Genomic DNA, 9,591 nt, shown 5'->3' with positions numbered 1-9,591 from the left:
CGGCCCAACGAAGTCCACTATGGTTATCAGCAGCCAGCCCTGGCAGCGTAGACGAATCCACTAATTCCGCTGTCCGAAATCCCCGCAGCAGCCCATACCGCTGGTTGTTGGCAGGAGGCAGGATCACGCCGAAGTAATCTCGCGTCACCGGATAACTCACTTCGTCACCAACGGTAGTCACGCTCACCCCCGCGTTCCGCAGTGCAGACCCCGCCGCAAGACCGAAATTGCTCGCGTTCACGAAAACTGCAGGGCTGGCTACTGTGGCGGTGAGATAGCCGGGTGTGGCCGCTGTCTTGAAGGAGTCCTGCCATCCGGAGAGCGCCGAGATCGGCGTCGCTCCCACGTCCGTGAAGTTGTTCGCGTTGACATACGCCCTGAACCCCGTCGAGCGGAAGTAGTTGTTCCCGAGAAACTGGGTCGTGGTGTTCGATTCGAGACTGACGAGCGGGACGTTTCCCGTGGTGTGAATCGAGTTGTTATAGAAGTACCCCTCTGATCCGGCCCAGACTCGAATTCCGGCTGGCGGCTCAGGTGACGTCGTTGTAGGGCTCAGAAAGATGGAGTTCCCATACACGAACACATTCGTCGGCCCAGCTACGTTCCCGAACTTCCCGATGACGATTCCGCCGTACGCGATTCCTCCAGGAGCGCCTCGACCATCGTTGCGCGAGATGTTGTATCGCACAATGTTGTTATCCATCGGGCGGGCACCCTCGTACTGGAACACGAGGTATCCGGCGCCGGTGTTGTCGTAGCTGTAGTTGTACTGCATGATGCTGTTCTTCACGCCACCGTCCAGATCGAACCCTCCGCCGTCTTTGGTGGAGCTGCGGTTGGAGTACGACTGGTTGTTTTGAATCACTATGTGGTCGGCGTTATAGGCCCAGATGCCCACCGGACCGCCACCCCCGAAATTGTTGTTTGTTCCGTTTCTGAAGGCAAAGCTGTTCTCGATGACCGAGTTTTGGACGTCCCCCAGAACGATGCCGTTGCCTGAGTTCGTGTTCTCGAGCGCTCCCGAACAGTTCCGCACCGTCTTGTTGGCGATCCCGGCATTGTCGAACGCAGCGACCTGTCGGACGGTGACGTTGAGATGGGAGTACCCGGCGTTCGCGGAATCGCACAGGTTTCCGTAGCTTTGGATCCCGGCGTCGCCATTGCCATAGGAGTCTGTTCTTTCAATCAGGACATTGCTGAAGCCACTCTTGGTCAGGTTGGCTGAGTTTCTTCCGTCGATCACTATCCCGCTCAGGGGAAAACCGCCCACATTGACCCGACTGATCGTCAACCCGGATCGTTGATTGTTGTTGCCGAGAGTATTGAGCAACTCGATTCCGTTGATGACTGCGGTACCGCTGGCCACAACAGCGAGGTCTTGAATCGTCACTCCCCCCACGTTCTGGATCAGAATTCCACGAAGGGTCGCCCTCGTGGCGCCAGTTGCCGAACCGGTGATGTAGGTTCCCACGATCACCCGGTTAGCGGGAACGTTCGCGTCACCAGCCCTGAGTTCCAGGCGACCCGAGAATGTGGTGCTGTCCTCGAACAGGACGCACGTACCCGCGACGACGGTGGCCATGTTCACCCTGGCCACTGTCCGCCAGGCCGTCTGCGGCGTCAGACCGTTGGCCGCATCATTGCCGGCAGGGCTGACATAAACACGTGACGCACAAGCGGTCGGTTGGACGATTGGGAAAACTGATTGCAACGGGTCGCCCGGGGCCGCCGACGCTGGCGACACGAGAAGTCCGCTCGAGATCCCGATCGCCGCCACCATGACGAACAATTTCCAACCTGGTCGATACGCAGCTGTGTTCTTCCGGGACACCGTGAGCTCCTTTGCTCGTCTCGTTCCTCCGAATGTTTTCGGAAACATTTCCGAAGGATAATCCCGGAGGCGTCACCAGCACAACCTGCCGCGAGCTTCGCCATGCGGCGGTAGAGTCACCATTGAAGATTCTCGAGGCGCTGGAGGGAGGTTCATATGGGCGCTCGTTCAACAAACGCAACCACCATTTACGGCGTTGCAGCACGGGCAGGTGTCTCCCATCAGACAGTCTCTCGCTACCTCGCAGGGTTCGAAGGAATCCGACCCGCCACCCGAGAACGCGTCGCTCAGGCGATCGCAGAGCTGGACTACCACCCGAACATGTCTGCGCGATTCCTCGCTACGAACCGGTCCCACCGCATTGCCGCGCTCACCTCTGACCTTGTCTCAGCAGGTCCGAGTCAGACCCTTCAGGGTCTCGCACAGGCAGCTCGCGAGTCGGGCTATCTCGTCGACATCATCTCGATCGATCTGGAAATACCGACGTCGTTGACCGAAGCTCTTGCGATCCTGCGACGTCAGGAATTCGCCGCCATCGTGGTGATTGCGGTTACCGATGATGTTCGGGACGCGGTCGCGGGACTCGACTTCGGTGTGCCCTTGTACGTCGACTCTGGCCCCGCCGACCTCTCGAGCGCCGCAGGAGACAGTTTCAACGCCCAGGGTATTGGTCTCACCGTTGAGCACCTCGTAAGTTTGGGCCACCGGTCGATCGTGCATTTGGCCGGTCCGCAGCATTGGATCGCCGCTCGTAACCGTGCGACCGCTTTCGAGGCGGCAATGGCCTCCCGGGGAATGCCCGCGAGCCCCCATGTGTACGGGGACTGGACAGCTCGTTCGGGCAAGTCCGCCATCAGTGCGCGGGCGCTCGATCCCGCCGTCACGGCCATCGTTGCAGCCAATGACCAAATGGCCCTTGGAGCCCTGCGCGCATTCACGATGGACGGCATCTCGGTGCCGGCCGATATGAGCATCACCGGATTCGACGACATCCCTGAGGCGGAATTCTTCACTCCTCCGCTGACGACCATTCGCATCGATTTCTCACGCCAGGGCACATTCCTGTTCGACTCCGTGCTGGCGAGCATTACTGACGCGGATGCGCCCGACAGGGACGAGTTCATGCATCCTGAACTCATCGTGAGGGATTCCACTGCGCCGCCACGCCCGTAGTTGCGCACCCATCTGAGGGATACGAAACCCTACTGAGCCGCATTCACATTACGCAGTGACGCGAACGGTGCAGTTGCGGGATGGCGCAATGCGGCTGACTGCTCAGCCCTCCCTCGCAAGCTCGGTCGGCGCTGGGGTCGCGCAATCGCTGGCGCGATCGCCCAAGCTCCACCGCGCCCACAAGGGGCTTGTCCTCCTCCACCCGTCCTGAAAATAGGAAAAGGCCCCACGAAATGCGCGTGGGGCCTTTTACTATCTCGGTGGCGTGTGAGGGATTCGACGCCCAACCCGGGCCGCCGATCCATTGCGCGGTTGTGCGTTCGGGACGTGTTGTAGCGCGAGCGCAATGGCTCGGACTGCGCGGGTCGGGGCCCTGGGTGTTCTCAGCGACGCACGGCCGGGGAAATAGGAAAAGGCCCCACATAGTGCGCGTGGGGCCTTTTCCTATTTGGTGGCATGTGAGGGATTCGAACCCCCGAATGCGAAGCAGTCTGATTTACAGTCAGATCCCTTTGGCCACTTGGGTAACATGCCGTGGCACCCTCCACCAGCGTAAACACTGAGGGAACGTGCTGAACAAGGATACAAGCTCCGAGCGCCCCGTGTGACCATGCTGACAAAGGTAAGATCGGCACGAAACCGAGGAGGTGTCACCCAGTGCCGGGAATCAACCAGGTAGCCAAACTCGCCGGGGTCTCCACGGCGACAGTCTCACGTGCCCTCAGCGGAAACGGGCACGTGTCAGAGCCAACCCGTCACCGCGTTCGCGCCGCCGCGCTCGAACTCGGGTACGTGGTCTCGTCGAACGCCTCGAGCCTCGCCACCGGGCGCACGCGCAACATCGGCGTGGTCATCCCGTTCATCAACCGGTGGTATTTCGGCGCGGTGCTCGAAGGCGCAGAACAGGCGTTGCTGAGCCACGGGTACGACCTCACGCTCTACAACCTCAGCGGCGGCGACGACCAGCGCAAGAGCGTGTTCGAGCATTTCCTGCTTCGCAAGCGAGTGGATGCCGTCATCGCCATCTCCCTCGAGCTCACCGGCGACGAGGTCGACCGCCTCATGGACATGAACAAGCCGATCGTCGGCGTCGGTGGATCCATCGCGGGGGTTCGCACCCTCAGCATCGATGACGCCGCCGTCGCGCGGCTGGCCACGGATCACCTGCTCGCCCTCGGCCACCGCACCATCGCCTTCATCGGCGGAAACCGCGAGTTCGACATGGACTTCCATGTGCCCTCGCAGCGGCGAGCAGGATTCAGGGCATCGCTCGCTGCTGTCGGGATCGAAGCCGACCAGGAGCTGTTCCGCGCCGCCGACTTCACCATCCCCGGCGGATACGCCGCGGCAAAACAGCTGCTCGGGAATCCGCATCACAGGCCGACGGCCATCTTCGCCGCCTCGGACGAGATGGCGATCGGCGCAATTCTTGCCGCCAGGGATCTCGGGCTTTCCGTGCCTGACGACGTCTCCATCATCGGCGTCGACGACCACGAGCTCGCCGAATTCTTTGGTCTCACCTCGATCGCCCAGTTCCCCGCACTGCAGGGCCGCATGGCCGTCGACATCCTGATGGATGAGCTGCACCCCGACCACAAGGCTCACGCCTCCAGCAACACCCCGCTGCCGTTCGAGCTGATCGTGCGGTCGAGCACGGCACGCCCCAAGCTCTAGCCCTCGTCCGCGTAGCGCTGGGCCGCGGTAGCGACCGCCTGGCCGTACGTGGTCGCGTTGTTATAGGCGGCGATACCCGCCCGCCAGCCATCGGGCGACTCCATCTCCGTCGCCGCCCTGCACATATGGTTGGCCGCGGCGATAGCGGAATCGGCGATGTTCTGCGGGTCTCCCACTCCATCACCGTTGCCGTCTGACGGCCAGCTCTGCCACGTCTGTGGAATCAACTGCATCGGACCGACCGCCCTGTCGAAGTCGCCGATCCCATCGATCGAACCACCATCGGAGTCCGGGATGTTCTCGGTCTCCCCGCCGTCGAGCACAACACCGAAGATGTCAGGGCGCACGCGGAAATCGTCGCCCACCACTGATCCGCCATGGCGCCCGTGATCACTCTCCACGAGCCCGATGCCGGCAAGCGTGTTCCAACCGATTCCGCAGTCGGGGTACACCTCCCGACTCCTGACGACGGCGCCCGCGTACGCGACGAGGGCCAGCTGAGGGATGCCGGTGCGGCCGGCCGTCTCCGTTGCCCACGTCGGGTCGATCCTGTCGACGTAACCCGGTCCGGTCGGTTCTTCGACGAGCAGCGGGTCTGGTGCCTGGGTCGCGAACGTCCGAGAGGAGCCCGCGCCGCCGGCCTCGCCCTCGGGTGCCCCGGCGAGCGGCGTCGGCCGCAAGGAGACGACGGCCACGACGACGAGGGCGATCACGAGAATCAGGGCGCCGATCATCCACCACCAGCGTTTACCACAAGGAGGTTCTAGCATGGGTACATGGCAGATTCCACATTCGACATCGTCAGCAAGGTCGACCAGATGGAGGCGGATAACGCCGTCAACCAGGCGCAGAAGGAGATCGCGACGCGCTACGACTTCAAGGGCGTCGGGGCATCCATCGAATGGAGCGGCGAGAAGCTGCTGCTTAAGGCCAGCGCCGAGGAGCGGGTGAAAGCCGTGCTCGAGGTGCTCGAGGCCAAGTTCATCAAACGAGGTATCTCACTCCGGTCGCTGGATGCCGGCGAGCCGTTCGCCAGCGGCAAGGAGTACCGCATCGAGATCGGCCTGAAGAACGGCATCTCGTCCGAAGACGCGAAAAAGGTGTCCAAGATCATCCGCGACGAGGGACCTAAGGGCGTGAAGTCGCAGATTCAGGGTGATGAACTGCGCGTGCAGTCGAAGAGCCGGGACGACCTTCAGGCCACCATGGCGCTGCTCAAGGGCAAGGAGCTCGACGTCGACCTGCAGTTTGTGAACTTCCGGTAAGACCATGGCCAGCGACTCGCCCGATGACACATCGGACGAGCGCGAACTGCAACGACTGGCATATTCCAGGCCGGTGGATGGGGTCGATCCCACCGCCGCCCAGACGCGGCTGGCTGCCCTCGCCGAGGCCCGCACACCTCCGCCCGAGATCGAGTGGCACACTCCGCCCCTGCCGACAGCTGTGACGCGGCGCGAGAAAGTCATCGTTGCCGTGGCAGCGTCAGTTGCACTCGGTCTGGCGGGCACAGTGGCACTCGCGCCAGTGTCGTCCCTCGTCGTATTCGACCGACCGCAGTCCGATGCACCAGTGTGGCCGGGCGGAGGAATGCGTGACGCGCGCACCGACAAGATCCGGTGGATCGCCAGCGGGAACGGGTGGGACGTTTTCGCGTTCGTCACGACAGGCGGCAACATCTGCGTTGCAGGCTTTGAGGGGAAGGCGAGTGCCGGCGGAGCCTGCACGAGCGAGTCGGTCTTCGACATCATCGGGCTTCGCCTGGGGATGAGCCGAACCGTGGGTGACTCCGCTGAATACTTCAGCGTGAGATGGGGACCAGCCGGAACTGCGGAAACCTCTGAACTGCCCCTGGTCGAGTGGTCACGCTAGCGCCTCGCCATCGCACGCCCCGAAAGCACGTGCGATGACGAGGCGATTGCTACTTTGCGAGAACGGCGGGTGCGTCTTCCTTCGACAGCTCGACCCGGGCGAACTCGGGGTCATCGTCGTACGACTTCATGCGAGCGACGTAGAAGATGATCAGCGCATAGATGGCCTTGGCGACGATGTCTGCGACCGAGTATCCGACCTGCTTGGCGACCCAGGCATCCGAACCTGCGATGTTGAGAAGCGGAAGGAGGTAGGCGATCGGATAGACGCCCCAGCTGAGCAGCAGCAGGTAACGCAGCCGGCTGAGCGTTCCCCGCACCGAGGCCGGCTGCGACGCGAGCGACTTGCTCAGCTGGCGGAAGAGAACGAACAGGATGTAAGCGAACGGGATGGTGGAGAGGAGCCCGAAGATTCCGCGGATCCCGTTGTCACCGCTGATCTCGCCCGGGTATCCGAGGATGATCATGAGGCCTGCCGCCACCATCAGCCTGACGATCAGGCCGTTCTGCACCTTGCGGGCCAGCGCGAGAATCGCAATGAGCTCGAGCAGCAGCAGCGGAACGGTGAGCAGCCAGTCGACGTAGCGGTAGCCCTCGTTGAATGACTCACCGACGGCCGCCGTGTAGCCGCCGGCGCCGCCAACGGAATCGGAGACGAAAGCAGCCTTGAACGAGTCGAAGATGCGGAAGTAGTGATAGGCGGCGATGCCACACACCACGATCGCAACCGTGATCGCCAGCCGATATCGCGGCAGGATCCGACTGAGCCCGAAGGTCAGGAAGACCGCCGTGAAGAGCTGAGCGGCGATGACGAGGGACAGGAAGTTGTAGACAGTATCAAACTGACCCTGGGTTAGGGCATCAGGTATCACGAGGTTCCTCCAGATATGTGGATCAAGTGTGCGGGAGTTTGTGCAGCCGCACGATTTAAGATCATCCTATTGCCTCACTGAGTAAGTAAAATAGCGAGTGACCTAAAAAGCGCCGAGTTTATGATTATTCTTTTGGGTAGTTGGCTGGTAGATCCGAGAGAGGCTTGAGCATGGAGAGGGAATCGCCTCGCACCCACTCTCTCGACGAATTCCCCGCCGCGGCCATCAGATTCGTCAGGGCTCTCGAACGAAATCGGGAAGCGATCGCCATCCGTCATGGCCTCTCCCCGAGCGAACTTCGAGCGCTTTTCTGGATCGGTGAGAAGGGGAGCGTCCGCCCCAAGGAACTTGCTGCCCACATGGAGATGACGACGGGCGGGGTCACCGCTATCTCCCATCGCCTCGTCGAGCTCGACCTGCTCGAGCGGATCGCTCATCCGGAAGACCGACGGAGCCTGTTCCTCGAGCTGACGCCCACCGGTCACGCCATGATGACCGAGATGCACACCGATTTCACCGGCATGATCGCCGGATCCACCTTCATGCTCGACGCCGATGAGCTCGCCGCATTCGAAGCAGCCCTTACGGCCGTAGCGACAGAGATCTTCGCCCGGATGGACCGCTGAGCCCCGCTCGCTGACCGTCGTGCCGGATGACGCCGGAAAGCCACGTCGTCGCTAGAATTCGATCGATGGATGCTGTCACCACCTTCGTTGTCTCCAACATCACGGTCGCCGGGGTGTTGCTCGTCATCGACTTCGTCATCCGAATCGTCGCGCTGATCGTGGTGCCGCGCAACCGTCGGCCACAGACCGCGATGGCCTGGCTGTTGGCGATCTTCTTCGTGCCATACGTCGGCGTCATCCTGTTCCTGATCGTGGGAAGCGCGAGGCTCCCCCGGGGCAGGCGTCGCAAGCAGGCACAGATCAACGGCTACATCCTCGAGACGACAGAAGGATTCGATCTCGTGCAGCGCGACCCGCCGTGGCCGGTGTGGCTCGAGCCGATCGTCGAGCTCAATCGCACCCTCGGCGCCATGCCCCTCGTCGGTGGGAATAAGGCGAAGTTGTACTCCGACAACCAGGAGACCCTCGACGCCATGACCGAGGCGATCAAGGGCGCGAAGAAGAGCCTGCACGTCGAGTTCTACATCCTGCTGCTCGACTCCACCACGAAGCCGTTCTTCGATGCCATGGAAGACGCCCACAAGCGCGGGGTCGTCGTGCGAGTGTTGCTGGATCACCTCGGCAACTTCCAGTACCCGGCGTATGGCCGCACCAAGCGACGACTCAACAAGATGGGCGTCGAATGGCACCTGATGTTGCCGTTCCAGCCGTTGCGGGGCAAAATCGGGCGACCCGACCTTCGCAACCACCGCAAGATACTGATCATCGACGACGTCATCGCCTTCACCGGATCACAGAATGTGGTGGAGACCGGATACCAGCGCTGGAAGAATCACCGCCGCGGGCTGCACTGGAAAGACTTCATGGTGCGCTTCGAGGGGCCGGTCGTGGCCGGGCTCGACGCGCTGTTCATCACGGACTGGTATTCCGAGACGAACGAGCTGCTTCCCCGTGGATCCGCCACGGATTTCAGCACGATCGGCCCTGGGGATCTCGACTGCCAGGTTGTTCCGAGCGGTCCCGGCTTCCCCGGCGAGAACAACCTCCGGCTCTTCAACTCGCTCGTCTACGCCGCCCAGGAGAAGGTCATCCTGGTCAGCCCCTATTTCGTGCCGGACGACTCGATGCTCTACGCGATCACCACCGCGGCGCAGAGTGGACTGAGGGTCGAACTGTTCGTGTCCGAGATCGGCGACCAGTTCTTCGTGTATCACGCGCAGCGCAGCTACTACGAGGTTCTGCTGGAGGCCGGCGTGAACATCTACCTCTACAAGGCACCGACGATCCTGCATGCGAAGCACATGACGATCGACGACGACGTGGCCGTCATCGGTTCGAGCAACATGGATATGCGGTCGTTCACACTCGACCTCGAAGTCTCGGTCATGGTGCGCGGCAAGGCCTTCATCGACTCGCTGCGCGACGTCGAAGCGGCGTATCGGGCCAACAGCCGCCAGCTCACCCTCGAAGAGTGGCAGAAGCGCGGATTCGTCGTCAGCGCACTCGACAACGTGGCCAGGCTCACCGCAGCTGTGCAGTAGCCC

At 62.1% G+C, this 9,591-nt stretch carries 9 protein-coding genes, 1 tRNA gene and 1 pseudogene; 7 read left to right on the top strand and 4 right to left on the bottom strand.

Going from position 1 to position 9,591, the window contains the following annotated elements:
- Positions 1–1,582: hypothetical protein (locus IWX81_RS09030; protein ID WP_334593642.1), on the bottom strand; the 1,582-nt coding region annotated here is incomplete at its 3' end.
- A gap of 405 nt (positions 1,583–1,987) precedes the next feature.
- Here IWX81_RS09030 and IWX81_RS15065 point away from each other — a divergent pair.
- Positions 1,988–2,140 (top strand): annotated as a pseudogene (locus IWX81_RS15065) (LacI family DNA-binding transcriptional regulator); the annotation flags it as partial.
- Positions 2,141–2,152: 12 nt separating this feature from the next.
- A complete protein-coding gene (locus IWX81_RS09025; protein WP_334593640.1) occupies positions 2,153–3,004 on the top strand; it encodes a substrate-binding domain-containing protein in 852 nt (283 codons plus the stop codon).
- 449 nt (positions 3,005–3,453) lie between these two features.
- Here the strand turns inward: IWX81_RS09025 and IWX81_RS09020 are convergent.
- Positions 3,454–3,538 (bottom strand) — tRNA-Tyr (locus IWX81_RS09020).
- Between the two features lie 123 nt (positions 3,539–3,661).
- On the opposite strand from IWX81_RS09020, the gene IWX81_RS09015 reads away from it, so the two are divergent.
- Entirely contained in the window at positions 3,662–4,678 is a 1,017-nt protein-coding gene (locus tag IWX81_RS09015) for a LacI family DNA-binding transcriptional regulator (RefSeq protein ID WP_199280967.1), read from the top strand.
- On the opposite strand, the gene IWX81_RS09010 is transcribed toward IWX81_RS09015, so the two are convergent.
- The gene (locus IWX81_RS09010; RefSeq protein WP_199280966.1) at positions 4,675–5,412 is read right to left on the bottom strand and encodes a hypothetical protein; all 738 of its coding nucleotides are present in this window, start codon (positions 5,410–5,412) and stop codon (positions 4,675–4,677) included. The genes IWX81_RS09015 and IWX81_RS09010 overlap by 4 nt on opposite strands.
- Before the next feature lie 42 nt (positions 5,413–5,454).
- Between IWX81_RS09010 and IWX81_RS09005 the strand changes: the two genes are divergently transcribed.
- Positions 5,455–5,943, top strand: coding sequence for a YajQ family cyclic di-GMP-binding protein (locus tag IWX81_RS09005; protein WP_097061756.1), 489 nt, complete (start codon positions 5,455–5,457; stop codon positions 5,941–5,943).
- Positions 5,944–5,947: 4 nt separating this feature from the next.
- Entirely contained in the window at positions 5,948–6,550 is a 603-nt protein-coding gene (locus IWX81_RS09000; protein WP_199280965.1) for a hypothetical protein, read from the top strand.
- Positions 6,551–6,599: 49 nt separating this feature from the next.
- Here the strand turns inward: IWX81_RS09000 and IWX81_RS08995 are convergent, their stop codons facing one another.
- Positions 6,600–7,421 (bottom strand): bacteriorhodopsin, encoded by an 822-nt coding sequence (locus IWX81_RS08995; RefSeq protein WP_199280964.1) that lies wholly within the window; start codon positions 7,419–7,421, stop codon positions 6,600–6,602.
- 170 nt (positions 7,422–7,591) lie between these two features.
- Between IWX81_RS08995 and IWX81_RS08990 the strand changes: the two genes are divergently transcribed.
- On the top strand, positions 7,592–8,047 hold the full coding sequence (locus IWX81_RS08990; RefSeq protein WP_199280963.1) for a MarR family winged helix-turn-helix transcriptional regulator: 456 nt from the start codon (positions 7,592–7,594) through the stop codon (positions 8,045–8,047).
- A 65-nt stretch (positions 8,048–8,112) separates the two neighbouring features.
- Positions 8,113–9,588: a cardiolipin synthase gene (gene cls, locus IWX81_RS08985; protein WP_199280962.1), complete on the top strand. Its 1,476-nt coding sequence runs from the start codon at positions 8,113–8,115 to the stop codon at positions 9,586–9,588.
- The last annotated feature ends 3 nt before the right edge of the window (positions 9,589–9,591 follow it).

Source organism: Salinibacterium sp. CAN_S4 (genome assembly GCF_015752305.1).
Taxonomy (GTDB): domain Bacteria; phylum Actinomycetota; class Actinomycetes; order Actinomycetales; family Microbacteriaceae; genus Rhodoglobus.
The sequence above is the reverse complement of the archived record's forward strand: the minus strand, read 5'-3'. Positions and strand labels throughout refer to the sequence as shown.